Below are 25773 nucleotides of genomic sequence, written 5' to 3' on the forward strand. Positions count from 1 at the left end.
CGGGCCGGTGGCCCGGCTACTACATCGCCTGCAGGGTCAGTGGCGGACCGGGGTCCGGAGACAGCGGAACGTTCTCACGCTGGAGCAACCAGGCCGCGATGTTGTGGAACAACGGTGCCGCGGAGTGTCCCGGCGAGCCGTCCGGGTTCCGCTGCGGGGCGTTCATCATGATTCCGATCACGTACCGCGGGTCGTCGGCGGGCGCCATCCCGGCGAAGGTGATCCAGTAGACGTCGCTGTAGTAGCAGCCGCAGGCCGGGTTGATCTGCTGGGCGGTGCCCGTCTTGCCGGCGATCTGGTAGCCGTCCACGGCGGCCGGCGCACCGGTGCCCTGCTGATAGCCCATCGGGTCGCGCTGGACGATGGCACGGAACATGTTGCGCACGGTGCGGGCGGTCTCCGGGGAGACCACCCTGATGCCGTTGGGCCGGGCCTCCTCGGTGCGGGAGCCGTCCGCGGCGATGGTGGCCTTGATGATGCGCGGCGGGATCCGGACGCCGTCGTTGGCGATCGCCTGGTACATGCCGGTCATCTGTAGCAGCGTCATCGAAAGGCCCTGACCGATAGGCAGATTGGAGAACGAACTGCCCGACCACTGGTCGATCGGCGGAACCAGACCGGCGCTCTCGCCGGGCAGGCCGACACCGGTGCGCTGGCCGAGCCCGAACTTACCGAGCATGTCGTAGTAGCGCTCCGGGCCGATCCGCTGCGCCAGCATCAGCGTGCCGACGTTGGACGACTTTCCGAACACACCGGTGGTGGTGTAGGGCATGACACCGTGGCTCCAGGCGTCATTGACGGTCACGCCGCCCATGTTGATCGACCCCGGAACCTGCAGCACCTCGTCGGGATTGGACAGACCGTATTCGATCACCGACGACGCGGTGACGATCTTGTTGACCGATCCCGGCTCGTAGGGGGACGTCACGGCCAGGTTGCCCATCTGCTTGTCGGCCTGCCGGCCGATGTCCTGGCTGGGGTCGAAAGTGTTGTCGTTCGACATCGCCAGCACCTCACCGGTTTTGGCGTCGAGCACCACGGCCGAGACGTCCTTGGCCCCGGAGTTGTCCTTGGCCATCTGGACCTGCTGCTGGACGTAGAACTGGATGTCGTCGTCGAGGGTGAGCTGGACGGTGGCGCCGTTGACAGCATCGTGCTTGTTGCGGTAGCTGCCCGGGATCACCACACCATCGGAGCCGCGGTCGTAGGTGATCGATCCGTCGGTGCCCGAAAGCTGGGAGTCCATCGCGTCCTCCAGCCCGAGGAGGCCGTGCCCGTCCCAGTCGATCCCGCCGACGATGTTGGCGGCCAGCGCACCGCCGGGATACTGGCGCAGGTCCTGGCGCTCGGCGCCGACCTCCGGGAACTTCTTGACGATCGCCGAGGCGATGGCCGGGTCGACCGCCCTGGCCAGGTAGACGAACGACTCGTTGCTGCGCAGCTTCTTGAGCAGCGTGGCGGTGTCGGGATTGTTGTTGAGCTTGGCCGAGACGTCCTTGGCGATCTCCATCAGCCGCTTGTCCGGATCGGGAGCCGACGGCGAGGCCTGCTTGGCCTCGGTCAGCTGCTTGCGAATCCTGGTGGGCTGGAAGGTCAGTGCCCGGGCCTCGATGGTGAACGCCAGCTTGTCGAAGTTGCGGTCGACGATGCTGCCGCGGACGGCCTTCTCGATGTCGGTGACCTTCAGCTGGCTTGCCGCCTCGGCGCGCAGGCCGGCCGCCTTGGGCACCTGCAGGTTGAACAGCTGCGCGGCCGCGATCAGCAGCGCGGTTCCGATCACGACATGGCCCGCCCGGTGCCGGAACCCGAATGCCGCGGTGCGCGACTCGGTTTCGGTGGCCTGGCGGGTGCGGCGGGCGCTGGCGGAGTGGCCGACCTCGGCCGTCTGTCGGGCCGATTGGGCACGCTGCCGGCGGGGCGCCGGTCGGGAGCCGGGTTGGGGGTTGCGGCTCACTGGGCTCCTCCGGCCAACGGTACGGCGGGCGCTGCGGGCACGGCGGGGGCGACCGGAGCCGCGGGTGTCACGGCTTGATCAGGCACGGCCGGCGGCAGCGCCGGCGGCAGTGCGGTCACCGGCGGTGCCGCCGCGGGAGCGGCCGCCAGTTGCGGGTCCACCGGCACGAGGGTCAGACCTGGAGTGGCCGGCGGCCCGGGCAGGGCCGCGGTGGGCGACGGAAGGTGCACCGGAACCTCCGACCCGGCGGGCGGCTGACCGCCCAGCGGGGTGATCCGGGTCGGCACCTCGGCGCCACCCGGGACCGGGGCCGGCGGCGGGGCGGGCGCCGGCGGGGCCGGCGGCTTGTCGTCGGGCAGCTTGGTGTTCAGCGGCGGTGGCGGGACACCCTCGGCGGGCTTGGGCTTGCCCACCACGATCCAGTTCCCGGACGGGTCCTGCACCAGGTGTGCGGTGTCCTTGGACGGGATCATCCCGAGGTTGCGCGCCGCCTCGGCCAACGCGGGGGCCGACTCGGCTTCGAGGACATCACGCTCGAGGGCTTCCTTCTGCTGGCTGAGTGCCTCATTGGTGGCCCGGGCATTGCCCAGCTGATAGGAGCGCTGTGCGGCGTCGGTGGACAGCCACAGCGTGACGCCCAGGCCCACCGCCAGGGAACCGATGACCAGCACGACGAAGGGAACCTTCGCCATCAATGTCTGCGGCCGAAGGTCGAGGGTGACCAGCCGGGCGATCAGCCGTTCCCGCAGTGGAGTCCGAATGACCTTGGGCGCCTTGGCCTTTCGCGCCTTTGCGCGAGCCTTTGCCTGGCTGGTGGTCTTGGGCCTTGCCGACCGCTCGACGGGCCGTGGCATCGGCGCGGTCTGCGGCCCCTGCCGCAGGGCGCGGGGTTCGGACGGACGGACCGCGGCGGTGCCGCGGGGCCGGCTGCCGCGGGCTGCGGTCTCGGTGGGCCGACGTCGCGTCGCGGTGGCGCCGGATTTCGCGCCGACCCTCTTGCCTTTTTCGCGATCCGCGGGACCAGCGGCCTTGCGCCCGACCTTCATGACTTGTTCCCTCCACGTCCCGGGTTGCTGGTCGCCACACGCTCCACGGCCCGCAGCCGCACCGGCGCACTGCGCGGATTGCGTTCGATCTCCTCGGCATCGGCCCGCTCGGCACCGCGGGTGATCGCCGTGAATTCCGGCTCGTAGCCGGGCAGTTCGACGGGCAGCCCTTCCGGGCTGCGGGAGGCGGTCGCGGCGGCGAAGGTGGTCTTGACGATGCGGTCTTCCAGCGACTGGTAGGCCATCACCACCACCCGGCCACCGGGCCGCAGGGCGGCCAGCGCGGCGGGCAGCGCCGCGCTGAGCGAGTCCAGTTCGGCGTTCACGGCGATCCGGAGCGCCTGGAACGTCCGCTTGGCGGGGTGCCCGCCGGTACGCCGGGCCGGGGCGGGGATGCCCTGGTAGATGATCTCGACCAGTTCGCTGGTCGTGGTCAGCGGGGCCCGCTGCCTGCGCTCGACGATCAGCCCGGCGATCCGGTGGGCGAACTTCTCCTCGCCGAACCGGCGCAGGATGTCGGTCAGCTCACCGCGATCGTAGGTGTTGAGGATCTCCGCGGCGGTCAGCGGCGCCTCGGGATCCATCCGCATGTCCAGCGGTGCATCTTTGGCGTAGGAGAAGCCACGCTCGGGCTGGTCGAGCTGCATCGAGGAGACGCCCAGGTCGAACAGCACTCCGTCGATCGAATCGGTTGCCGCGCAACCGGCTTCGGCCAGTGCGTCCGCGATTCCGTCGTAGCGGGTGTGAACCAGGGTGATGCGGTCGGCGAACGGGGCCAGCCGCAGGCCGGCATTGGCCAGCGCGGTGGAGTCGCGGTCCAGACCGATCAGGCGCAGACCGCCGAATTGGGTGAGGAAGCGTTCGGCGTGGCCGCCTGCCCCGAGAGTGGCGTCGACGAGCACCGCACCGGAGCCGTCGGCGGCGTGCCGGGTCAGCGCGGGGGCGAGCAGGTCGACACAGCGGTCCAGCAGGACGGGGACGTGTCCGTGGTCGGGGGTGTCAACCACGACGGAACCTCCCGGTAGGTCAGACGGTGCCCCTGCATCGAGGTCCCTGCCCGGGATCGCGAACCTGGCGTTGGGGAAGTACGCCAGGGTCGGTTCGGGCAGAGGCCACGGTGCACGGGCCAGGTCAGATGATGTCGCTGAGGGCTTCATCGCTGGCCGCGGAGAAGTTCTCTTCGTGGGTCTCCTGGTATTCCTGCCAGGCTTGGGCGTCCCAGATCTCCAGGAAGTCGACCGCGCCGATCACCACACACTCCTTGGAGAGGTTGGCGTAGCGGCGGTGGTCGGCCGACAGGGTGATCCGGCCCTGGGAGTCGGGATGCTGCTCGTCGGTGCCGGCCGCGAGGTTACGGAGGAAGGCACGCGCCTCGGGATTGCTCCGCGAGGTTTGCGCGGCCCGCCGGGCCAGCTGCTCGAACTCCGCACGCGGGTAGACCGCAAGGCTGTGATCTTGGCTCTTGGTGACCATCAACCCTCCTGCCAGCGCGTCGCGGAACTTGGCGGGCAGCGTCAGCCGCCCCTTGTCATCGAGCTTGGGCGTGTAGGTACCGAGAAACATCCCCGTACCTCCTGCCGCCCCGGAGCCTCCTTCACTCCGTTAGCCGCCACGATACCCCACAATCCCCCACTTTGCTCCACCATTGACGGGCATTTTGCGTCCCTTCCACCACCTTGTCCCACCTTCAACCAGAACGACCCCCGCAAAGACCCACGGCGGAACCAGAAAAGAGCAGCTCAGACGTCAGTGGGGCGTGGTGGGGGAAGGCCCACCAACACCGCGCCCACCAGCCCGGTCGTGGGGCCATCCCCCACCACGGCTGCGCGTCGCCCGGAGCACACAAAAAAACGGGGCAGCCGGTGTGGCTACCCCGTCAGCGAACGCGCTGTCACTCGTCGAAACGACGCCGGAAGCGGTCCTCCATACGGCTGGTGAACGAACCCGAACCCTTCACCCGGCGCTGCCGCGCCCCGGACGGACCCGGGCCGGCGACACCACCGTCGCGGCCGCCGGGCAGCCGGGGACCGGTGATCGCGAAGACGACACCACCGAACATCACCAGGAACCCGAGCACGGACAGGACCGGGAAACTTCCGATCATCGTGGCCTTGAATGCCACCCCGCCCACCAGCATGGCCAGCCCGACGACGAACAGACCGGCACCTTGGAGTCGCCTGCGCGTCGACGGAGCCCGCAGCGTGCCGCCCCGAACACTCGAGGCGAACTTCGGGTCCTCGGCATAGAGAGCGCTCTCGATCTGATCGAGCATGCGCTGCTCATGATCGGAGAGTGGCATACGTCCCTCCTTGCCGACACGGCGGGTCACTTCTGGCGATAAGACATGGCTGCCCAGCATATGCCGGGCAACTAACCACATGATACGAGGTGAAGGTGCGCCGTACCACCTAGTTGGTCCACCCGATTGTAGCTGTGTCCTGGGGATGTTCGGCCACCACCGCAGTGATGTCAGCTCGCCGTCACCAGTAGCGGCGCCGGTCCGCCGCCGGGACCGAAGATAATGGCGGAGAACCATGACCGATCAGCACGCGACGAGAGGCCCCTGGGCGTTGGCGACATTCCTCATCGACCTGTCGCCCGACGACATGCAACGCCGTCTTCCCGAGGCGCTGTCGGTCTATGTCGACGCCATGCGCTATCCACGCGGGACCGAGGGCCAGCGCGCGTCGATGTGGCTGGAACACACCCGCAGGCAGGGCTGGAAGGCCGTCGCCGCGGTGCAGACCGACACCCCCGCCGCCGCCGAGCCCACCGCCACCGAGCTGGGGGCGGCACCGCTGCTCGGGATCGCCTACGGCTACTGCGGGGCACCCGATCAGTGGTGGCAACAACAGGTCGTCTCCGGCCTGCAGCGCGTCGGTGTGCCCGCCGAACAGATCAGCGGGCTGATGAGCAGCTACTTCGAACTGACCGAGCTGCACATCCATCCCGGGGCGCAGGGCCGCGGCCTTGGCGAGGCACTGGCACGCCGGCTGCTGGCCGGCCGCCCCGAGGCCAACGTGCTGCTGTCCACTCCGGAGATCCTCGGCGAAGCCAATCGCGCCTGGCGGCTGTACCGGCGGCTGGGCTTCGTCGACGTGATCCGCGGCTACCACTTCGCCGGTGACCCGCGGGCGTTCGCGATCCTGGGACGCGCCCTGCCGCTGTGAGACGGCACGCCACCGGGCGGGGTCTGGCACGATACCCCTCGTGCGCAACCGATCACACCGCCCGCGCGTGCGCGCGCTGGCCCTGCTGCTGCTCGTCGTGGCACCACTGATGGTCGGCTGCATCCGCGTCCACGCCTCGATCACGGTCTCCCCCGACGACCGCGTCTCCGGCCAGATCGTCGCGGCGACCAAGGCTCGCAACAGCGACGACCAGGGACCGCAGTTCGACCTCAACGTGCCGTTCAGCCAGAAGATCGCCGTCTCGAAGTACACCTCCGACGACTACGTCGGGTCCGAGGCGGTGTTCTCGGATCTGAGCTTCGGCGAGGTGCCGCAGCTGGCCAACCTGAACCGGGACGCCACCGGGGTGGACGTCTCGCTGCGCCGGGCGGGCAACCTGGTGATCCTGGAGGGCCGCGTCGACCTCACCAACGTCAACGACCCCGACGCCGATGTCCAGTTCACCGTCTCCTTCCCCGGCGAGGTGACCTCGACCAATGGTGACCGGATCGACTCCGACGTCGTCGAGTGGAAGCTCAAACCGGGCGTGGTGTCCACGATGAGCGCCCAGGCCCGGGTCACCGATCCGAGCACCCGGTCGTTCACCGCCGCGGCCCTGTGGCTGGGCCTCGGCGCGCTGGTCGTCGCCGGCATCATCGGCACCCTCGCCTGGCACAGCAGGGACCAGTCCCCCCGGTTCGCCAGCGCTGACCAGGGTGACGAATAGCCCCGGCGAAGCGGGCGAGTGCGGCATCGGTAGGGCAAAACCGGCGTCACGCTCTACTCTGGGTGAACCACCCAGGATTCTGGCGGAAGTACACAGGAAGGGGCGTCGCGCTGAGCGTCGAAGCAACAGCTCCGTCAGTCGTCGAGCTGGCCAGCGCGGTCACCGAGGAGCTGCGGAAGTACCTGGCCGACCGCCGCGCCAAGGCCGCCTACATCGGGACCGCCTACGACGGCCTGATCGCCGCCCTCGAGGATTTCGTGCTCCGCGGCGGCAAACGGGTCCGGCCCGCGTTCGCCTACTGGGGTTACCGCGCGGTCACCGAGAACCCCGACGCGCCGGTCGACGACGACACCTTGCTGTTGTTCTCGGCGCTGGAGCTACTGCACGCCTGCGCCCTGGTGCACGACGACGTCATCGACGACTCGGCCACCCGCCGGGGTTGGCCGACCGTGCATGTGCACTTCACCGATGTGCACCGCGGCCAGAGCTGGAGCGGCTCCCCCGAGCAGTTCGGCCGGTCGGCGGCGATCCTGGCCGGCGACCTGTCCCTGGTCTGGGCCGACGACATCGTCGTCAATGCCGACGTGCCCCGGGACGCGCAGCTTCGGGTACAGCGGGTGTGGTCCGACATCCGCACCGAGGTGCTCGGCGGCCAGTTCCTCGACATCGTCGCCGAGTCGAGCGCCGCAGAGTCGATCGAGTCGGCGATGAACGTCAACACCTACAAGACGGCGTCCTACACGATTTCGCGGCCGCTGCAGTTCGGCGCCGCGGCGGCGGCCGACCGCCCCGACGTGCAGCAGCTGTTCTACGAGCTGGGCACCGACTTCGGGGTGGCGTTCCAGCTGCGCGACGACGTCCTGGGCGTGTTCGGCGATCCGGCGGTGACCGGCAAGCCGTCCGGCGACGATCTGCGCTCCGGTAAGCGAACCGTGTTGCTGGCCGAGGCGCTCGAGCGCGCGGACAAGACCGACAACACCGCCGCGGACCTCCTGCGCCGCGGTATCGGCACCGATCTGACCGACTCGCAGGTGCGCGAGCTGTGCGGGGTGATCGAATCCGTGGGTGCGCTGGCCGCGGTGGAAGACCACATCGACACGCTGACCAAGCGCGGACTGGCCCTGCTCGACAGCGCGCCGATCAACGCCCCGGCCAAGGCGGGTCTGCGTGAACTCGCCAGATTGGCCGTCGACCGGTCGGCCTAGGCGCATGTCCCGCACGACACCGATGATGACGGCGCCGGCTCCGACCGGCCTGGCCCGGCTGGCCGCGTTCGCCGCCGGCGATGACGGCCGGCCGGCCCGGCTCGGATTCCTCGGCGCCGTCCTGATCACCCTCGGCGGTCTGGGCGCAGGCAGCACTCGGCTGCACGATCCGGTGCTCGAGTCGCTGCACCTGTCGTGGCTGCGCTTCGGCCATGGCCTGGTGGTCTCCTCGGTGCTGCTGTGGGGCGGCGTGGTGGTGATGCTGCTGGCCTGGCTCTGGCTGGGGCGGCGGCTGATCCACTCCGGTGTGTCCGAGTACGCGATGAAGGCCACCACCTGGTTCTGGCTGGCGCCGCTGCTGTTGAGCGTGCCGCTGTTCAGCCGCGACACCTACTCCTACCTGGCCCAGGGCGCCCTGCTCCGGGACGGCTTCGATCCCTATGCCGTCGGGCCGATCGAGAACGACAACTCGTTGCTGGACAACGTCAGTCCGATCTGGACCACCACCACCGCACCGTATGGTCCGGCGTTCATCCTGGTGGCCAAGTTCGTGACGATGCTGGTGGGCAACCACGTCGTAGCCGGCACCATGCTGCTGCGACTGTGCATGTTGCCCGGGCTGGTGCTGCTGATCTGGGCGGCTCCGCGGGTGGCCCGGCACGTCGGCGGCAACGGCTCGGTGGCACTGTGGATCTGCGTGCTCAACCCGCTGGTGATCATCCACCTGATGGGCGGGGTGCACAACGAGATGCTGATGGTGGGCCTGATGATGGCCGGCATCGCACTGACCTTCGCCGGCCGCCATGTCGCGGGGACCGTGCTGATCGCGGTCGCGGTGGCGGTGAAGGCCACTGCGGTCCTGGCCCTGCCGTTCATGGTGTGGGTGTGGATGCGCCACCTCAAGGACAGCAGAAACCTCTCGGCGCCAAAGGCATTCGTGACCGCGACGGCGGCGGGCATCGCCGTCTTCATCGCCGTGTTCGCGGTGCTGTCCGGCCTTGCCGGGGTCGGTCTGGGCTGGCTGACGGCACTGGCCGGTTCGGTGAAGATCATCAACTGGCTGACGATCCCGACCGCGATCGCCAATCTCACCAACGCCATCGGCGGGCTGGTGTTCGGCGTGAACTTCTATGCCGTCCTGCAGGCCACCCGCATCATCGGCATCATCATCATCGCGGTGTCACTCCCCCTGCTGTGGTGGCGTTTTCGGCACACCGACCGGGAAGCCCTGACCGGGATCGCCTGGGCGATGCTGGTGGTCGTGTTGTTCGTCCCCGCCGCCCTGCCGTGGTACTACACCTGGCCGCTGGCTGTGGTCTCGGCGCTGGCCCAGTCCCGGGCCGCGATCGCACTGATCGCCGGGTTCTCCACCTGGATCATGGTGATCTTCAAACCCGACGGCTCGCACGGCATGTACTCGTGGATCCACGTCCTACTGGCCACAGCCTGCGCGCTGGCGGCCTGGTATTCACTGCGCCGCACGCCGGAGCCGCCCCCGCGCAACGACACCGACGATGTGGCCGGGGTGCCGGCCGGCGCCTGATCACCGGCGTGCCCGGCCGGCGGCTAATACGCGGCGGCCTGAGCCCTACGCAGGATTTCGCGCGCCTGGTGGGAGTGCAGCGCGTCGATGGGCCGGGCGTTGCTGATCGGCTCACGCACCCCGTCGCGCGTCAGCGTCAGAGACGGGTCGGCGGTGAACAGCCAGCGCAGGATCTCGGTGTCGCGGTAGCCGCCGTCGCGCAGCACCGCCAGCAGGCCGGGCAGCGACTTGACCACCTGGCCGGACCCGGTGAAGAACACCTGCGGCACCATCAGCACACCGCCCCGGCGGACCGCGACCAGATGCCCGTCACGAAGCTGCTGGTGCACCTTGGTCACCGGCAGACGCAGAAGTTCGGCGACTTTCGGCAGGTCATAGAGGGGCTCGTCGGGATCCAGGACGTCGTCACCGGCCGGAATGCTGCTCACGGCGCCAGTCTAGAGCCGTCGTCGCGCCACGTACCATGTGGCGGTGACCTCGGATCCGCTGGAAGGCACGCTGCTCGACGGCCGGTACCGCGTCGAGACTCCGATCGCCACCGGCGGCATGTCGACGGTCTACCGCGGTCTCGACGTCCGGCTGGACCGGCCGGTCGCACTGAAGGTCATGGACCCCCGCTACGCCGGCGACAGCCAGTTCCTCACCAGGTTCCAGCGCGAGGCCCGGGCGGTGGCCCGGCTCAAGGACCCGGGCCTGGTTGCCGTCTACGACCAGGGCCTGGATGCCCGGCTGCCGTTCCTGGTGATGGAGCTGGTGGACGGCGGCACCCTGCGTGAGCTGCTGGCCGAGCGGGGTCCGATGCCGCCGCACGCCGCCGCGGCCGTGCTGCGGCCCATGCTGGGCGGGCTGGCCGTCGCGCACCGGGCCGGGCTGGTACACCGCGACATCAAGCCGGAGAACGTCCTGATCTCCGATGACGGTGAGGTCAAGCTCGCCGACTTCGGTCTGGTGCGCGCGGTCGCCGAGGCCGGCATCACCTCCACCAGTGTGATCGTGGGCACGGCCGCCTACCTGTCCCCCGAACAGGTCAGCAACGGCACCGCCGACCCCCGTAGCGACGTGTATGCGGTGGGCATTCTCACCTACGAATTGCTCACCGGGACAACCCCGTTCAGTGGTGACAACCCACTGACGGTCGCCTATCAGCGGATGGATGCCGATGTGCCGCCGCCGAGTTCGGCGATCACCGGTGTGCCACCGCAATTCGACGAGTTCGTGGCGCATGCGACTGCGCGAAACCCCCAGCAGCGCTACGCCGATGCCGCCGAGATGGCCGCCGATCTGGATGCGATCGCCCAGGAGCTCGCCCTGCCGAGGTTCCGGGTCCCGGCGCCGCGGAACTCCGCACAGCACGCCGCCGCGACGGTCTACCAGAGCCGGTTGGCCGAACAGCCCACCACCGAGCACCGTCCGGTCGCTGCACCGGTGAAGAACCCGACCCGCGCGCTGATCCGCGAGCCCGAGTGGCAGCCGGCCCCCGACGCCGATCCGGACGAGCCTGACTACGATGGCGACTACGGTGCCGAATATGACCCCGAATATGACAGCGCGCCAAAGCAATTCGCCGGTATCGACATCTCCGAGTTCATCTGGGCCCGGCAGCGGGCACGAAGAACCGTGCTGATCTGGGTGCTCACCGTGCTGATCCTGACCTGCCTGGTGGCCGCCGGCGCATGGACGCTGGGCACCAACCTGGACGGCCTGATCGGACAATAGCAGAACCGTAACAGGCTGAAATACAATCGGTTTGAGTGCAACCAGTGATCTGGCCGCACCCATCGGCGAGTATTCGCCGGTGACCCGTCTGATCCGATTCAATGCCTTCGACATGAACTGCGTCGCCCACCAGTCCCCCGGCCTGTGGCGTCACCCCGACGATCAGTCCTGGCGGTACAAGGATCTGGAGTATTGGACCGAGCTGGCCCGACTGCTGGAACGCGGCCGGTTCGACGGCCTGTTCATCGCCGACGTGCTGGGCACCTACGACGTGTACGGGGCCAGTGACGAGGCTGCGATCCGGCACGCCGCACAGATCCCGGTCAACGACCCCCTGCTCCTGGTGTCGGCGATGGCGTTGGTCACCGAGAACCTCGGCTTCGGCCTCACCACCGGAACCGGTTTCGAACACCCCTATCCGTTTGCCCGCCGGATGTCGACGCTGGACCATCTCACCAAGGGCCGGATCGGCTGGAATGTCGTCACCGGCTATCTGCCGGCAGCGGCCCGCAACATGGGCCAGACCGATCAGCCCGCCCACGATGCGCGCTACGACCATGCCGACGAGTACCTCGAGGTGCTCTACAAGCTGTGGGAAGGTTCCTGGGAGGACGGCGCCGTGGTGCGCGACCGCGACCGCGGGGTTTTCACCGATCCGTCGAAGGTGCACCACATCGGCCACCAGGGAACACATTTCAGCGTGCCGGGAGTCCATCTGTCCGAGCCGTCGCCGCAACGCACGCCGGTGATCTTCCAGGCCGGCTCCTCACCGCGCGGGGTGCGCTTCGCCGCCGAGAACGCCGAAGCCATCTTCACCGCCGCACCCACCAAGGAGATCCTGGCCAAGACGGTCAGCACCATCCGCCGCGAACTCGAACTGGCGGGGCGAGATCCCTACGCGGCCAGGATCTTCAATCTGACCACCGTGGTGACCGCCGAGACCGACGAGGAGGCCCACGCCAAGCACGCCGCCTACCTGTCCTACGGCGATCCGGAGGGTGCCCTGGTCTTCATGTCCGGCTGGATGGGAGTCGATCTGGCCCGCTATGGACTCGACGAACCCATTGGCAACGTCGACTCCAATGCGATCCTGTCCGCGGTGGCCGCATTCCAGTCGGCTGATCCCAACGGCCGCGAATGGGCGGTGCGGGACATCGCCGAATGGGGCGAGATCGGCGGTATCGGACCGCGAGTGGTGGGCTCAGGCCACAGCGTCGCCGACACGCTGCAGGAGTGGGTCGAGGAGACCGACGTCGACGGCTTCAACCTCGCGTACGCGATCACCCCTGGGACATTCGCCGACTTCATCGAGCATGTGGTGCCCGTGCTCACCGAACGTGGCGCCTATCAATCCGACTACGCACCAGGCAGTCTGCGCCACAAGCTGTTCGGCCGAGGCGACCGGCTGCCCGACGAGCACCGGGGCGCGCGCTACCGGGTGGGCGGCCCGGACTCGACGATCATCGAGCGTCCGTCGACAGTGCCGTCGTCGTCGGCATCGACCGCCGCGGCGCCGGTGAGCCGCTAGTCACACAGTCAATTCCAAGTTGACCCCGGCCATGTCGGTGGGGTCTACTTTCTGCGCGCCCCACGGTGCCCGGCAACGGCAGCGACGACAGCAGGAGGTGAGGACATGGAAGACGGAAGTACGAACCGTATCCATGCCCGGCTGTCTCGCGTGCTGAAGTCGCCTACCCGCGCCTGAGTTCCGCTTTCGCCGCATCCTCGGCATCGACGCCGACGGGCATGGACTACGACCATTGATCCGGGCTCCCATGCCCGTTGCCGACGTCCGGAAGCCGGGTGAAACCTCATGTCCGTCACCACTTTCTCCAGCCGCGCCGCGCTGGTGCGCCCCACCGGTAGCCGGCTGGCCGATATCGCGGTGTTCGCCGGTGCGGCGGTGCTGCTGTGGCTCATCGTCCACGTCGCCTCGGGCACCACGGTGCCCTGGACGGTCGATACCGCGGCATCGTCGGTGTCGACCGACCCGGCGAACCTGCCCTACTACACCGCCCGTTCACTGCTGCGAATGTTTGTGGCACTGGGAATTTCAGTGGTGTTCACCTTCATCTACGCCACCGCGGCGGCGCGGCTGCGCCGAGCCGAGAAGGTTCTGGTTCCGCTGCTCGACATTCTGCAGTCGGTGCCGATCCTGGGCTTCCTGTCCATCACCGTGACCGGATTCATCGCGCTGTTCCCGGGATCGGAACTCGGTCTGGAATGCGCCTCGATCTTCGCGATCTTCACCTCGCAGGCCTGGAACATGACGTTCGCGTTCTACCACTCGCTGAAATCACAGTCGCGCGATCTCGACGAGGCCGCCCGCCTGCTGCGGTTGTCCCGGTGGCAGCGGTTCTGGCGCGTGGATCTGCCCAGCGGCATGCTGCCGTTGGTCTGGAACGGGATGATGAGTTTCGGTGGCGGATGGTTCTTCCTGACCGCCTCCGAAGCGCTCAGCGTCCACGGCCACCAGTTCGCCTTGCCCGGTATCGGGTCCTATGTGGCGGCGGCGGCCGACGACGGGCAACTGGGCCGGGTGGGCTTGGCGGTCGTGGTGATGATCGTCGTCGTCGTGGCGGTCAACGCGCTGTTCTGGCGGCCGTTGACGGCGTGGGCCGAGCGGTTCCGCATCGAAGACTCCGAGACCGCCGAGGCACCCCGCAGCGTCACGCTCGACGTGCTGCGCCGCTCCCGGTTGCCGCGCCTGGTGCTGGGCCCGCTGAGCCGGCTGAACTATCCGCTGGACCGGGTGATGTCGGTGTTCGGACTGGCCGACCGTCCGCTGCGCAGCCCGGAGGTACGGCAGCGCACCGGAGATGTGATCTTCGCCATCGTGGTGGGTGCAGTGATCGCCTACGGCTCCTACCGGGTGATCGTCTACATCCACAACGGTGTCGGTCTGTCCGAGGTCGGTCACGCCCTGCTGCTCGGGCTGGCGACCTTCGCCCGCGTGCTCACCGTCGTCATCGTGGCGACGCTCATCTGGGTGCCGGTCGGAGTATGGATCGGCATGAACCCCAAGGTTTCCCGGCTCGCTCAGCCGGTCGTCCAGATCCTGGCGTCCTTCCCGGCGAACTTCCTGTTCCCGTTGGTGACGGCCGTCCTGATCGCCACTCACATCAGCTTGAACATCGGTGGCGTGCTGCTGATGGCACTCGGGTCGCAGTGGTACATCCTGTTCAACGTCATCGCCGGTGCCAGCGCGATCCCCAACGACCTTCGCGAGGCCGCGACCAATCTGCGCCTGCCGACGCTGTTGCGTTGGCGCACACTGATTCTGCCCGCGATCTTCGCCAGCTACGTCACCGGTGGCATCACGGCGGCCGGGGGCGCCTGGAACGCGTCGATCGTTGCCGAGGTGGTGAGCTACAACGGCAACACGCTGACCGCCACCGGGCTGGGCTCCTACATCACCAACGCCACCGCCGCCGGCGATTCGGGCCGCATCCTGGTGGGCGTGATCGTGATGAGCATGTTCGTGGTGACCACCAACAGACTGTTCTGGCGGCGGATGTACACGCTGGCCGAGAACCGCTATTCGCTTTAGCCTGACCAAGTTTCGAATGAAGGAGCAGATCGTGGACAACGTTCTGATGAGCCTGCAGCACGTCGACAAGAGCTTCGAAGGCACCACCGGTGAACCGCTGCGGGTGCTCGACGACATCAACCTCGACCTGCGCGAGGGTGAGATCGTGGCGCTGCTCGGACGGTCCGGCTCGGGCAAGTCGACGCTGCTGCGCACCATCGCCGGCCTGATCGCCCCGACCAGCGGTGAGGTTCGCTACCGGGGTGAGCAGCTCAACGGCGCCAACCCCGGCACGGCGATGGTGTTCCAGACCTTCGCGTTGATGCCGTGGCTGACGGTGCAGGAGAACGTCGAACTCGGCCTTGAGGCACGGGGTGTGGCGCCCGCGGAGCGTAAGACCCGCGCGCTGAAGGCCATCGACGTGATCGGGCTGGACGGTTTCGAGTCGGCCTACCCGAAGGAACTGTCCGGCGGCATGCGCCAGCGGGTGGGCTTCGCCCGCGCCCTGGTGCTCGAACCGGACCTGCTGCTGATGGATGAGCCGTTCTCCGCGCTGGACGTGCTGACCGCCGAGAATCTGCGCACCGAGCTGATGAGCCTGTGGGGGCGCCACGACTTCCCCACCAAGTCGATCTGCCTGGTGACCCACAACATCGAAGAGGCGGTGCTGCTGGCCGATCGCGTCGTGGTGCTCGGCGCCAACCCCGGACGTGTCCGCGCTGAAGTGGCGGTCAACCTCGCCCGGCCGCGGGACCGCCGCTCACCCGCCTTCGCGGCGATCGTGGACTCGCTCTATGGACTGCTCACCGGCAGCGGGCCGGCCGAGGAGACGCCTGATCCGGTCGCGGCCAGCCCCACCAGCAGTCCACTGCCCGACGCGACGGTCGGTGGTCTGGCCGGCCTGGTCGAGATCACCGCCGCCCACGACGGGCACGTCGACCTTCCGGACATCGCCGCGGACCTCAGTTTCGACATCGATGACCTGCTGCCCCTGGTCGACGCCGCCGCGATGCTCGGCTTCGTGACCGTGAGTGGGGGCGATCTGACCGTCACCGACATCGGCAGGACGTTCACCCGCGCCGATATCCAGACCAGCAAGCAGATCTTCGCCGCCGCCGCACGGGAGCGCGCGCCGCTGGTCCGCACCATCTGCCGTGCCCTGGGCTCGTCGGCCGACGGGACGCTGCGGTCCGAGTTCTTCCTGGACCTGCTGCGGCGCGGATTCTCACCCGACGACGCCCGCCGCCAACTCGACACCGCGATCGCCTGGGGCCGGTACGGCGAGCTGTTCGACTACGACACCGACACCGACGAGATCACGCTCGATCCCGCGGCCACCGTCGTCGTGAGTCGCGGTCGCTAGTCGCAGTCGCTAGTCGCGCAGCATCTCCGCGACCAGGAAGGCCAGCTCGAGGGACTGCTGGGTGTTCAGTCGCGGATCGCAGGCGGTCTCGTAGCGGCCGGCCAGATCGGCATCGGAGATGTCCTGCGCGCCGCCGAGGCATTCGGTGACGTTCTCGCCGGTGATCTCGACGTGGATGCCGCCCGGATGCGTGCCCAGACCCCGGTGCACTTCGAAGAAGCCCTGGACCTCGTCGACGATGCGGTCGAAATGGCGGGTCTTGTAGCCCGTCGAGGACTCGTGGGTGTTGCCGTGCATCGGGTCGCACTGCCAGATCACCTGGTGGCCGGAGGCCTGCACCTTCTCGATGATCGGCGGCAGCACGTCGCGGACCTTGTGGTTGCCCATCCGGCTGACCAGCGTCAGCCGGCCCGGCTGGTTGTGCGGGTCGAGCCGCTCGACGTACTCGACCGCCAGTTCCGGTGAGGTGGTCGGGCCGATCTTGACGCCGATCGGGTTGGCGATCACCTCGGCGAACGCGATGTGCGCGCCGTCGAGCTGACGGGTGCGCTCCCCGATCCAGACGTAGTGCGCCGACAGATCGTAGAGCTTCGGTCCGCCCTGTGCTTCGGCATCCATCCGCAGCATGGCGCGCTCGTAGTCGAGCACCAGCGCCTCGTGGCTGGCGAAGATGTCGGCGGTGTCGAGGTTGCGGTCGTTGACCCCGCAGGCCGTCATGAACTTCAGGCCGCGGTCGATCTCGCCGGCCAGCTGCTCGTAACGGGCACCGGCGGGCGAGGTGCGGACGAATTCGCGGTTCCAGTCGTGCACCTGGTGCAGCGAGGCCAGACCAGAAGAGGTCAGGGCTCGAACGAGATTCATCGCGGCGCTGGCGTTGGCGTAGGCCCGGACCAGACGGGACGGGTCATGGTCGCGCACGGCGGCATCCGGGGCGAAGCCGTTGACCATGTCGCCGCGGTAGGACTTCAGGCCCAGCGCGTCGATGTCGGCCGAGCGGGGCTTGGCGTACTGGCCGGCGATCCGGGCCACCTTGACCACCGGAAGGCTGGCGCCGTAGGTGAGCACGACGGCCATCTGCAGCAGGGTCCGGATGTTAGCGCGGATGTGCGGCTCGGTGTTGTCGGCGAACGTCTCGGCGCAGTCTCCGCCCTGCAGCAGGAACGCCTCGCCGCGGGCGACCGCGGCAAGCTGGCCGGACAGCTTCTCGATCTCCGAGGGCACCGTCACCGGCGGCACGCTCTCCAGCACCGTCCGCATCGCGGCGGCCTGACCGGCGTCCCAGCTCGGCTGCTGGGCGGCCGGCTTGCTCAGCGCGGCGTCCAGGCGCGCACGCAGGTCCGACGGCAGCGGCGGCAGCGACGGGAGCTGCTCGATCGGTACGTCAACGGTCCAGTTCACCCATTCATGGTAACCGGGCGCAACCACCGCTTTTACCACCCGCCGGGTGGGGCTACCTGCGGATAGGGGTGTCGGTGGGCACCGCGCCGAGGTCCACTCCGGTGGTCATCAGCACGTAGCGACGCATGTTGTGGCGGGCGTCGACGAGCGCATCGTGGGTGTCCTGCGGCCGCGGTGGCATCCGTGGGCAGCCGCGGTCTTCCCAGAATTGGCGCAGCTCGCGGGTGAAGCGCGGAATCTGCGGTGGCAGGCTGGTCATCGGCCCCCACAGCTGGCACAACGCCACATGGTCGTAGGCCGCCACCCAGGCCCACAGCTCGATCGGCTCGTCACCGTCGATGTCGAAGAAGCTCTCCAGACCCTCGCGGATCTGCCGGCGTGACTGCCAGAGCTGCGAGGACGGCGACGGCAGCTTGGGAAGAACGTTGGTGCGGACCCATTTGCCCGCCGACTCGGGGTCGAACTCGGTGGAGATCGCGTAGTACTCGCGACCGTCCTCGGCGACCACACCGATCGAGATGAGGTCGATGATGCGCCCGTTGTCGATGAATTCGGTGTCGTAGAAGTACCGCACTGGGCGCACCCTATCCGGTGGACTGCGGCTGGGGAGCGGGCGCGGCATGGATCTCGCGGTCCAACTCGGCGTCCACCTCGGCATCGGCGGGGAAACTCGGCTCACCGGCGATGATGTGCTGCAGCCACAACTTGGCCTGCACGACCGGTCGGCGCAGGTAGCGCTCGCGCTCCAGGGCCTTGTGCATCTTGCGGGGTTTGTCCTGGTAGTGCCAGCGCGCCCACGGTGCATGCGGCCGCGACACCCTGATCGCCCCGACGAACAGCAGCGGGGTGATGAACATCCCGATCAGGCCGGTCCACACCTTGCCCTTGAGCAGCACGATCACCGCGAGGGCCAGCGTCAGCGCGGCCATCACCACCACCGTGGTGCGGGCCACCACCGAATCGTCGTCGCGCCAGATGCCGATGTCGAAGAACGACAGCGGGTTGAACCCCAGGATCAACAGCCCGGTCACCGCCACGGCGGCGAACACCGCGTCAACCGACGCGCGGCCGTCCTCGGACCAGTAGACGTCCTCCAGGTGCAGGATGAGCGCGAACTCGTCGAGCACCAAGGCGGCACCGATACCGAAAACGATTGCCGCAGCTGTGAATTCACCTCCGGTGCCGTCGACGGCCAGGGTCACCATGGTGACCCCGGAGATCATCACCAGCACGATCCCGATCACGACGTGGTGGATGTGCAACCCACCCTTGCCGGAGATGTTGCGCGGTTGCCACCACTTGCGCGGGCCGGTCTTGTCGGCGTTGCTGCGGATGTAGCGCACGATCGTCCTGGTCACGAAGAACGTGACGATGAACGCGATGAGGCACCACATCAGTGGGATCCGCCCGGGGGCGACGACGTCGAAGTGCACGGTCAGGGGCACGAGCACAGAACATACCCAACCTGCGGCGCAGTGCCGGCCCGGCCAGGGATATGGCGCCTGCACACAGCCCGCACCGATAGTCTGTCTCCCGACATGAGTACGTGGCAGGCGTCCGATGGGGGCAGTGTGTTCGGGCGCGTCCGGCTATCGCCGAAGACTGCGCCGTGGTTGACCGTGGCGTGGCGGGCGAGCCAGCTGGTGATCGTCGCACTGCTGGTCTACGCGGGGTGGTCGCTGCTGGGGCACATCCCGTACCGCATCGACATCGACGTCTACCGGATGGGCGCGCAGGCCTGGCTGGACGGCCGCCCGCTCTACGCCGGCGATGCGACGTTCCACACCAGGATCGGGCTGGACCTGCCGTTCACCTATCCCCCGCTGGCCGCGATCGTGTTCAGCCCGTTCGCCTGGCTGGGCCTGGACGGCGCGAGCATTGCGATCACGGTGATCACGCTGGTACTGCTGCTGCTGTCCACGTGGATCGTGCTGACCCGCCTGGATGTCTGGCAGACCTCGAGCCTGACGCGGGAACCGGTCTGGCTGCGGCGCTGCTGGCTGTCCGCGGGCATCGTGGCGCTGTCGGTGATCTACCTGGAACCGATCACCGCGAACTTCGCCTTCGGCCAGATCAACGTCGTCCTCATGACACTGGTCATCGCCGACTGCGTGCCGCGCCGCACACCGTGGCCCCGCGGGCTGCTGCTGGGCGTGGCGATCGCGCTCAAGCTCACCCCGGCGGTTTTTCTGCTGTACTTCGTGCTGCGCCGCGACGTCCGCGCCACCGTCACCGCGTTCGCCACGTTCATCGCGGCCAGCGTGGTGGGCTTCGTCTTCGCCTGGCAGGACTCGGTGGAGTACTGGACCACCACGGTGCGCCACACCGACCGGATCGGCAGTGCCGCGCTGAACACCAACCAGAACATCGCCGGTTCACTGGCCCGCCTCGGCCTGGGCCACAGCACCCATTTCCTGCTGTGGACGGCGGCCTGCGTCGCGGTGCTCGGACTGACGATCTGGACGGTCCGGCGAGTGGTCCTCGCCGGTGAGCCGACGCTGGCGCTGATCTGTGTGGCGCTGTTCGGGCTGATGGTCTCGCCGGTGTCCTGGTCGCACCACTGGGTGTGGGCCCTGCCGACGATCGTGGTGACCATGGTGCTCGGCTACCGGCGGCGCAACATCGCGCTGGCTGCGCTCGGTGCGGTCGGCGTCGCGCTGATGGTGTGGATTCCGCTGGAGTTGATGCCCAAGCACCACGAGGAAACCGCGTCGTGGTGGCGTCAGCTACTCGGGATGTCCTATGTGTGGTGGGCGCTGGCGGTGCTGGTGGTGGCCGGGCTCACGGTGCGCACGCCGGCGACTACCCCGCAGCCGTCTCCGGGATCCGCGCCGGTGGCTGATCTGGTCCGCCCGGCTTAGCGTCGGCGGCGCCCGAGCTGCCGCCGTCCTTCAGTGACGCGGCGTAGATGTCGACGTACTCCTGGCCGGAGAGCTCCATCAGCTCGTAGATCACCTCGTCGATGACGGCGCGCTCGATGAACCGGTTCCCGGCCAGGCCCTCGAACCGGGAGAAGTCCATCGGCTTGCCGAAGCGGACGGTCACCCGGCCGAAGTGCCACATCTTGGACCCGGGCGGGTTGACGACATCAGTTCCGATCATCGCGACCGGAATCACCGGGACACCGGTCTCCAGTGCCAGCCGGGCCAGCCCGGTCTTGCCCTTGTACAGGCGGCCGTCCGGCGAGCGGGTGCCCTCCGGGTACATGCCCAGCAGCTTGCCCTGCGTGAGCAGTCGCTTGGCGGTGTCCAGGGCGGACTTCGCACTGTCGGCGTCGGTGCGGTCGATCGGGACCTGCCCGGTCGAGGAGTAGAACCAGCGGTTGAACGCGCCCTTGAGTCCGGTACCGGTGAAGTATTCGGCCTTGGCCAGGAAGGTGATCCGCCGCCGGAGCACCAGCGGCAGATAGAAGCTGTCCGCCACCGCGAGGTGATTACTGGCCACGATCACCGGGCCGGAGCTCGGAACGTATTCCAGCCCTTCAACTTTCGGCCGACCCAAGACGCGCAGAATGGGGCCCATCAAGATGTACTTGAACAGCCAGAACCACATGAAGCCTCCCGATCGGGCGCGCGTGCTTTGGGCCAACTCTACCCAGGTGGTGTTGCACCGACCACTGGTCGGTGCCGCTTCACACCGGATCTTCAGACGAGATCTTGCGGTGCCGGCCCGCCGGCGTCCTCGACGATCACCGGGATGGGTTGGTAGCGGTTCGGTGGCGGCGCCGGCGGATCCGGGGCCGCACCGTCGGATGGCGGCGGCGCGCCGGGGCCGGGCGGTGGCGTGGTGTCACCGGCCATCGTGCGGATGACGGTCAGCAGCGCCACGCTGTGCTCGGCGATCACCGTCAACATCGGATGCTGCTCCCCGTTGACCAGCGCGGCCAGCGCACACACCGGGCACCACACCTGCTGGCACTTGCCGGGCCCGCTGTCGGGGTTGGCGGCCATCGCCGCCGCGGCACGCACGGCCGGGTCCAGGCGCTCGAGGATCGCCTGGGCCAGCGCACGCAGCTCGGGCCCGATATCGGGGTGGCTGGAGCCACTCACGCCGGCCACACCTCCGGGTTGGGTCGAAAGCGCACTGTCAGCTCGGTACCGCGCAGTGCCGCGTCGGTCACGATGCAGCGGCGTAGCACCGAGGCGAGCCGCACCCGGCGCCGCATTCCGGCGACGCCGATGATCAGGTCGTCGTCGACCCGGCCCAGCGTCAGCGTGCCCGAGTCGACCTGCGGCAACTCTAGCCGCAACCGATACACGGCATCGAGACCGGAGCCCGATTCGCGGTCGACGACCGGGCGCAGCGGCCCAGGTGGTGCGGCGCCGCCGCGGCGCCGCACGCTGTCGAGCAACTGCCCGAGCGCCTTGGGGCCGATCGGTTCGCCGGCCAGGTGCGGCGCCAGCACCAGTGCGGTGTCCCCGATCGTCGTGGCCAGTTCGTCCAGGACGGTCTGCTGTTCGGAGATCCGCTCGGCGTACCAATCGAAGGCGGGGTGATCCGGCAGGTTTCGGTACTCATACGAATCATCTTGAAGCAGAACCTGGTTGACGATCAGCTCGGCGACGGCCACCCCCATCAACGACAGCGAACCCAGAGTACGCACGGCTTCGGCGGCGACCACCCGTTCGGCGGTGAGCACCAGGTGGGCGGTGACCCGCTCACCATCGGTGAGCAGAGCCGACAAACCCTCCATCCCGGCGGCGACGGACTCCACCACCGCCACGGTGGCCGCACCCCGGATGTCCTCGACCGCGGAGCTGAGCCGGCGGTGCCGCGGCCAGGCCCGCTCGACGTACATGGCGAACGCCGCGGGCAGGGTCAGCATCCGCATGGCATCGGCGGTCGACGCGCAATCCACCACCAGGTAGTCCCACTGCCCACTGTCGGCCAACGCAGCGACCTCGGCCAGCCCGAGCACCTCCTGGACGCCAGGGAATGCCGAAAGTTCCTCCGGGGCAAGGTCTTTGATATCCGATTCGGGGAATCGTGCAGCCAGCACCGGTGCGACGTCACGCCAGCGGTCCGACAGCAGGGCCAGGGTGTCCAGCGCGAGCGCGTCGAGGTGCCCCCCTTCCTGCTCGGTGAGGATGCGCACGGGCTCCCGAGTACCCGTCGGCGGCACGGGTACACCCAGGACGTCCCCCAGCGAGTGCGCCTGGTCGGTCGACACCGCCAGCACCCGCTCGCCGGTCAGCGCGGCACGCACCGCACTGGCCGAGGCCAGCGTGGATTTCCCCACTCCCCCTTTGCCGACGAAGAAGCTGATCCGGGCCCGGGCATCGGTGCCCGCATCGGCGGCGGGAGGCGGTGGGGGCTTCACTCAGCCCTCGACCCGCTTCTTCAGATCCTTCAGGGCGGTGTCGGTGAGTCGGCGTTCGGCCTTGCGCTTGAGCAGACCGATCATCGGGATCATCAGGTCCACCGCGAGCTCGTAGGTGACCTCGGTTCCAGAACCTTTGGGCCGCAAGATGTATGCCCCGTCGAGAGCCTTGAGCAAGGTGCTCGACACCAGCGACCAGCGCACCGACGTGCGATCGGCGGGCCAGACATAGGCCAGCACCATGGTGTCGCGCAGCACTGCGGCGTCCAAGTGCAACCGCGCGGTCAGCGGGTAACCCTGCTCGTCGGCTTCGAGGACCTCGGTCTCCTTGTACTCCGACACCCATTGCGGGTAGGACCCGATGTCGGCGATCACGTCCATGACCGTGCGCGGATCCGCATCGATGTAGATGGTCTGCGCCGTTTTGTCAGCCACTGATGCCTTGCCTCCTTGGCCACAAACGGTACCCTCCCGGGCCGCGGTGTGACCCGATATCACCGCTGGGGTGCGACCCCCACCGGACGGTTCGCCTCGAGCGTGGCCTTGACCTCGAAGGCCATCCGCTTGCCCGCCACCCGACGCTGATGGGTCAGCTTCGGCAGATTCATCTTCGCCAGCTCCCAGGCCGCCACCCCGGTCGGTTCGGCGTGCAGGAAATAGTGCAGCAGAACACCGTCGAGCACCGGCTCCAGCCAGATCTCCATGGTCCCGGTCAGCGGCCCGGTGACGGTCCAGCGCACGCCTTTGTCGGCGCGGTCCTCCACGACCTCCAACCGAAGGTCCGGCCACCATCGCCGCCAGCTGGCTCGATCCCCCACCGCCCGGCCGACGGCCGCCGGGTCCGCGGCGACAAACATCTCGTCGGCGATCTGGATGCTGTGCATGCGACAAGCTTCACATATCACCGCGGACCGGCCGGTCGTGGCCCGGCCGGTGAACACGATCACAGCGAGCACGAACGGGTGACTAGGCTGGCGTCATCAAAGCGCGATTCCATGAGGGGTTCATGTGCGTGAGTACAGCGTTCCGGCGCCGTTCACCATTTCGGAGCACGACAACGTCGTCAGCTCGGTCTACGACCACGAGCGAGACGACCCGGACTATGTGATCCTGCAACGCCAGGTCGACGGCGCCTGGACCGACGTGACGTGCGCCGAGGTGGCCGGCCAGATCCGCTCGGCCGCGCTGGGATTGATCGCCTCCGGCGTGCAGGCCGGTGACCGGGTCGCACTGCTGTCGGCCACCCGCTACGAGTGGGTGATCCTGGACTACGCGATCCTGTCGGTCGGCGCCGTCACCGTCCCGATCTACGAGACCTCCTCGGCCGAGCAGGTCCGCTGGGTACTCGAGGACTCCGGCGCGGTGGTGGCGTTCACCGAGACCGAGGCCCACGCACAGCTGGTCGACGAGTTGCGCGGTGAACTGCCGGCACTGCGCACGACGTTCCGGATCGAGGGCGGGGGCGCCCTCGATCAGCTGGCCGAGGCTGCCGCGTCCGTCGACGGCGCCGAACTGACCCGGCGGCTCGACGGTCTGCGCTCCGACAACCCGGCCACCCTGATCTACACCTCCGGCACCACCGGCCGGCCCAAGGGCGTGCAGCTGACCCACTCCAACCTGCTGTACGAGACCCGCGGCGCGGCAACGTGTTTCCCGACCCTGCTGCGCCAGCACGAGCGGCTGCTGGTGTTCCTGCCGCTGGCACACGTGCTGGCCCGCGCACTGTCGATGACGGCGTTCGCCAACAAGGTGACCCTGGGCTACACCAGCGATATCAAGAACCTGGTGCCCATGTTGCAGCAGTTCAAGCCCACCATCGTGGTGTCGGTGCCCCGGGTGTTCGAAAAGGTCTACAACACAGCCGAATTGAACGCCCAGGACAGCGGCAAGGGCCGCATCTTCGCGTTGGCCGCCAAGACCGCGATCGCCTACAGCGAGGCACTGGAATCCGGCTCACCCTCCGTGGCGCTCAAGCTGGGGCACGCGGTGTTCGACCGGTTGGTGTACGGCAAGCTGCGGGCCGCCCTGGGTGGTGACTGCCGGGCGGCGATCTCCGGCGGTGCACCGCTGGGCAAGCGCCTTGGGCACTTCTACCGCGGTGTCGGGCTGTCGATCTACGAGGGCTACGGCCTCACCGAGACCAGCGCGGCCATCACGGTCAACCGCATCGGCGAACTCAAGGTCGGCTCGGTGGGCAAGCTGGTGCCGGGCAACAGCATGAGGATCGCGCAGGACGGCGAGTTGCTGGTCAAGGGCGGCGTGGTGTTCAGCGGCTACTGGCACAACGAGAAGGCCACCGGCGAGGCCATCGTCGACGGCTGGTTCCACACCGGCGACCTGGCCAGCATCGACTCCGAGGGCTTCCTGTCGATCACCGGCCGGAAGAAGGAGATCATCGTCACCGCGGGCGGAAAGAACGTGGCACCGGCGGTGCTCGAGGATGCGCTGCGGGCGCACCCGCTGATCAGCCAGGCGATGGCGGTCGGGGACAACCAGCCGTTCATCGGCGCGCTGATCGCCATCGATCCGGAGTCCTTCGAGGTCTGGAAGCAGCATCGCGGCAAGTCGGCCGACGCCTCGGTCGGCGATCTGCGCGAGGATCCGGATCTGGTGGCCGAGATCGAGCTCGCGGTCAAGGACGCCAATCAGCATGTCTCCCATGCCGAGTCGATCCGCAAGTTCCGGATCCTGCCGTGCGACTTCACCGTGCTCACCGGCGAGCTGACCCCGACGCTGAAGGTCAAGCGCAACGTGGTGGCGCAGAAGTTCGCCGACGAGATCGACGCCATCTACGCCAAGTAG

The 25773-nt window shown here is 68.3% G+C and carries 24 protein-coding genes; 10 read left to right on the top strand and 14 right to left on the bottom strand.

The window, feature by feature from the left end; genetic code table 11:
• Positions 1-19: 19 nt before the first annotated feature.
• From G6N35_RS08850 to G6N35_RS08870, 5 genes are all read right to left on the bottom strand, one after another.
• Positions 20-1954, bottom strand: coding sequence for a peptidoglycan D,D-transpeptidase FtsI family protein (locus G6N35_RS08850; protein WP_163803916.1), 1935 nt, complete (start codon positions 1952-1954; stop codon positions 20-22).
• Entirely contained in the window at positions 1951-3000 is a 1050-nt protein-coding gene (locus G6N35_RS08855) for a cell division protein FtsL (protein ID WP_163803917.1), read from the bottom strand. Before G6N35_RS08855 ends, G6N35_RS08850 begins: the two co-directional genes overlap by 4 nt.
• Positions 2997-4157 (bottom strand): 16S rRNA (cytosine(1402)-N(4))-methyltransferase RsmH, encoded by a 1161-nt coding sequence (gene rsmH, locus G6N35_RS08860; RefSeq protein WP_163803918.1) that lies wholly within the window; start codon positions 4155-4157, stop codon positions 2997-2999. Before rsmH ends, G6N35_RS08855 begins: the two co-directional genes overlap by 4 nt.
• Positions 4132-4563, bottom strand: coding sequence for a division/cell wall cluster transcriptional repressor MraZ (mraZ, locus tag G6N35_RS08865; RefSeq protein ID WP_163803919.1), 432 nt, complete (start codon positions 4561-4563; stop codon positions 4132-4134). Before mraZ ends, rsmH begins: the two co-directional genes overlap by 26 nt.
• Positions 4564-4891: 328 nt before the next feature.
• The gene (locus tag G6N35_RS08870) at positions 4892-5299 is read right to left on the bottom strand and encodes an SCO2097 family morphological protein (RefSeq protein WP_163803920.1); all 408 of its coding nucleotides are present in this window, start codon (positions 5297-5299) and stop codon (positions 4892-4894) included.
• 271 nt (positions 5300-5570) lie between these two features.
• Here G6N35_RS08870 and G6N35_RS08875 point away from each other — a divergent pair, with 271 nt between their 5' ends.
• From G6N35_RS08875 to G6N35_RS08890, 4 genes are all read left to right on the top strand, one after another.
• Positions 5571-6170 carry a GNAT family N-acetyltransferase gene (locus G6N35_RS08875; protein ID WP_163807563.1) on the top strand — a complete coding sequence of 200 codons (600 nt, stop codon included), beginning with the start codon at positions 5571-5573 and terminating at the stop codon, positions 6168-6170.
• 40 nt (positions 6171-6210) lie between these two features.
• Positions 6211-6897, top strand: a complete 687-nt coding sequence (locus tag G6N35_RS08880) for an LppM family (lipo)protein (protein WP_163803921.1) — start codon at positions 6211-6213, stop codon at positions 6895-6897.
• A 110-nt stretch (positions 6898-7007) separates the two neighbouring features.
• A complete protein-coding gene (idsA2, locus tag G6N35_RS08885; protein WP_246224569.1) occupies positions 7008-8102 on the top strand; it encodes a bifunctional (2E,6E)-farnesyl/geranyl diphosphate synthase in 1095 nt (364 codons plus the stop codon).
• A gap of 25 nt (positions 8103-8127) precedes the next feature.
• Entirely contained in the window at positions 8128-9645 is a 1518-nt protein-coding gene (locus tag G6N35_RS08890; RefSeq protein ID WP_407664608.1) for an alpha-(1->6)-mannopyranosyltransferase A, read from the top strand.
• A gap of 23 nt (positions 9646-9668) precedes the next feature.
• Here G6N35_RS08890 and G6N35_RS08895 read toward each other — a convergent pair whose 3' ends face one another.
• Positions 9669-10073: an Rv2175c family DNA-binding protein gene (locus tag G6N35_RS08895; protein WP_163803923.1), complete on the bottom strand. Its 405-nt coding sequence runs from the start codon at positions 10071-10073 to the stop codon at positions 9669-9671.
• A 58-nt stretch (positions 10074-10131) separates the two neighbouring features.
• Between G6N35_RS08895 and G6N35_RS08900 the strand changes: the two genes are divergently transcribed.
• The 4 genes from G6N35_RS08900 (at position 10132) to G6N35_RS08915 (ending at position 16253) form a co-directional block, all read left to right on the top strand.
• Positions 10132-11361 (top strand): protein kinase domain-containing protein, encoded by a 1230-nt coding sequence (locus G6N35_RS08900; protein WP_163807565.1) that lies wholly within the window; start codon positions 10132-10134, stop codon positions 11359-11361.
• A gap of 79 nt (positions 11362-11440) precedes the next feature.
• On the top strand, positions 11441-12889 hold the full coding sequence (locus G6N35_RS08905) for an LLM class flavin-dependent oxidoreductase (protein WP_163807566.1): 1449 nt from the start codon (positions 11441-11443) through the stop codon (positions 12887-12889).
• A 285-nt stretch (positions 12890-13174) separates the two neighbouring features.
• Positions 13175-14911 carry an ABC transporter permease gene (locus G6N35_RS08910; protein WP_163803924.1) on the top strand — a complete coding sequence of 579 codons (1737 nt, stop codon included), beginning with the start codon at positions 13175-13177 and terminating at the stop codon, positions 14909-14911.
• 16 nt (positions 14912-14927) lie between these two features.
• A complete protein-coding gene (locus tag G6N35_RS08915; protein ID WP_163803925.1) occupies positions 14928-16253 on the top strand; it encodes an ABC transporter ATP-binding protein in 1326 nt (441 codons plus the stop codon).
• Between the two features lie 9 nt (positions 16254-16262).
• Here G6N35_RS08915 and G6N35_RS08920 read toward each other — a convergent pair whose 3' ends face one another.
• From G6N35_RS08920 to G6N35_RS08930, 3 genes are read right to left on the bottom strand one after another with little or no spacing between them, the layout of a single operon-like run.
• Positions 16263-17651, bottom strand: coding sequence for a class II 3-deoxy-7-phosphoheptulonate synthase (locus tag G6N35_RS08920; protein WP_163803926.1), 1389 nt, complete (start codon positions 17649-17651; stop codon positions 16263-16265).
• 52 nt (positions 17652-17703) lie between these two features.
• Positions 17704-18225 (bottom strand): polyadenylate-specific 3'-exoribonuclease AS, encoded by a 522-nt coding sequence (locus tag G6N35_RS08925; RefSeq protein WP_163803927.1) that lies wholly within the window; start codon positions 18223-18225, stop codon positions 17704-17706.
• 10 nt (positions 18226-18235) lie between these two features.
• A complete protein-coding gene (locus tag G6N35_RS08930; protein WP_163807567.1) occupies positions 18236-19045 on the bottom strand; it encodes a hypothetical protein in 810 nt (269 codons plus the stop codon).
• Between the two features lie 144 nt (positions 19046-19189).
• Between G6N35_RS08930 and G6N35_RS08935 the strand changes: the two genes are divergently transcribed.
• Positions 19190-20512, top strand: coding sequence for a glycosyltransferase 87 family protein (locus G6N35_RS08935; RefSeq protein ID WP_163803928.1), 1323 nt, complete (start codon positions 19190-19192; stop codon positions 20510-20512).
• Here the strand turns inward: G6N35_RS08935 and G6N35_RS08940 are convergent.
• From G6N35_RS08940 to G6N35_RS08960, 5 genes are all read right to left on the bottom strand, one after another.
• Positions 20454-21203 (bottom strand): lysophospholipid acyltransferase family protein, encoded by a 750-nt coding sequence (locus tag G6N35_RS08940; protein ID WP_163803929.1) that lies wholly within the window; start codon positions 21201-21203, stop codon positions 20454-20456. The two genes, G6N35_RS08935 and G6N35_RS08940, sit on opposite strands and share 59 nt — an antisense overlap.
• A 92-nt stretch (positions 21204-21295) precedes the next feature.
• Entirely contained in the window at positions 21296-21709 is a 414-nt protein-coding gene (locus tag G6N35_RS08945) for a hypothetical protein (protein ID WP_179967333.1), read from the bottom strand.
• Positions 21697-22971, bottom strand: coding sequence for an ArsA family ATPase (locus tag G6N35_RS08950; protein ID WP_163803931.1), 1275 nt, complete (start codon positions 22969-22971; stop codon positions 21697-21699). The genes G6N35_RS08945 and G6N35_RS08950 overlap by 13 nt, the downstream gene beginning before the upstream one ends.
• Positions 22972-23406 (bottom strand): SRPBCC family protein, encoded by a 435-nt coding sequence (locus G6N35_RS08955; protein WP_163803932.1) that lies wholly within the window; start codon positions 23404-23406, stop codon positions 22972-22974.
• A 59-nt stretch (positions 23407-23465) separates the two neighbouring features.
• Positions 23466-23855: a polyketide cyclase / dehydrase and lipid transport gene (locus G6N35_RS08960; protein ID WP_163803933.1), complete on the bottom strand. Its 390-nt coding sequence runs from the start codon at positions 23853-23855 to the stop codon at positions 23466-23468.
• 124 nt (positions 23856-23979) lie between these two features.
• Between G6N35_RS08960 and G6N35_RS08965 the strand changes: the two genes are divergently transcribed.
• Positions 23980-25773 carry an AMP-dependent synthetase/ligase gene (locus G6N35_RS08965; protein WP_163803934.1) on the top strand — a complete coding sequence of 598 codons (1794 nt, stop codon included), beginning with the start codon at positions 23980-23982 and terminating at the stop codon, positions 25771-25773.

Source organism: Mycolicibacterium anyangense, from assembly GCF_010731855.1.
GTDB classification, from domain to species: domain Bacteria; phylum Actinomycetota; class Actinomycetes; order Mycobacteriales; family Mycobacteriaceae; genus Mycobacterium; species Mycobacterium anyangense.